This is a genomic window from Aquimarina sp. I32.4 (assembly GCF_002924285.1).
GTDB lineage: Bacteria > Bacteroidota > Bacteroidia > Flavobacteriales > Flavobacteriaceae > Aquimarina.
The window spans coordinates 1-1,114 of sequence record NZ_PGUB01000241.1; the positions used below are offsets into that span (position 1 = coordinate 1).

Below are 1,114 nucleotides of genomic sequence, written 5' to 3' on the forward strand. Positions count from 1 at the left end.
CAGTAGAAGAAAAGGAGTTGATTCATGATTTTAATGATACAGCAGTTGATTACCCTTTTGATAGGACGATTATAGATCTATTTGAGGAGCAAGTTATAAAGACACCAGAATCGATAGCTATTGTTTTTGAAGAAAAAGAGTTGAGTTATCGTAAACTGAATGAGGAGTCGAATAAATTGGCTCATTATTTACATGGATTGGGAGTCACAAGGGATGTTTTGGTAGGAGTTTGTATTGATCGCAGTATCGAAATGATCATTGGTGTTTTGGGGATCCTAAAGTCTGGAGGAGCATATGTTCCTATAGACCCTGAGTATCCCTTAGATCGTAAACGAGAAATTCTGGATCAAAGTGATTGTAAATTATTATTGACCCTTGGTGAAAACAAAGAATTATTACCTTATGTAGGTATTGTAAATCTTTTATCGATTTCTTCAGAAAAAAAGGAAAATCTTTGCGAAATTATCAAAAAAGATAATTTAGCATACGTTATTTATTCTTCAGGAACTACTGGTAAGCCTAAAGGAATAATGATTGAACATCTATCAATCCTTAATTTATTGTATTACTATAATGATCAATATAAATTAAATTCTCAAACACGTTTTTTACAATTAACCAACATAGTAATAGACATAGCATTACAAGAAATTTTTTCTACTCTTATTAATGGTGCCATATTACATATTCCAAGTAAGGGATTACTTCTTAATAGTGATGCACTATGTAATTATATTGATGTAAATAATATAAATTTTATACAAGTAGTTCCAGATACTTTGAGGGAATATTTTTTAGAAGGTACAAGATTAAACTCAATAAAAACACTTTTGTGCGGTGGGGATAAGCTTCCAGATAGTTTAAAAGATGAAATTGTTCGCAAAGGATATAATTTATTAAATGTATATGGACAGACTGAAACTACTATAGATACTTTGATAAGTAAAGCTAGAATTGGATTGTCTGGTTTTAAGGATGTAGTTTCAAACTATAGTGTTTATATACTCAATAAATCTTTACAAGCTCTACCTATAGGGGTTATTGGTGAATTATGTATTGCAGGATTAGGGGTTTCGAGAGGATATTTGAATCGTCCTGATTTGACTCAAGAAAA

1 protein-coding gene is annotated in these 1,114 nt (G+C 30.8%); it reads left to right on the plus strand.

The window, feature by feature from the left end:
• Positions 1-1,114 (plus strand): AMP-binding protein (locus CVD18_RS22275; protein WP_146052915.1); only part of this gene is annotated, 1,114 nt, incomplete at both ends.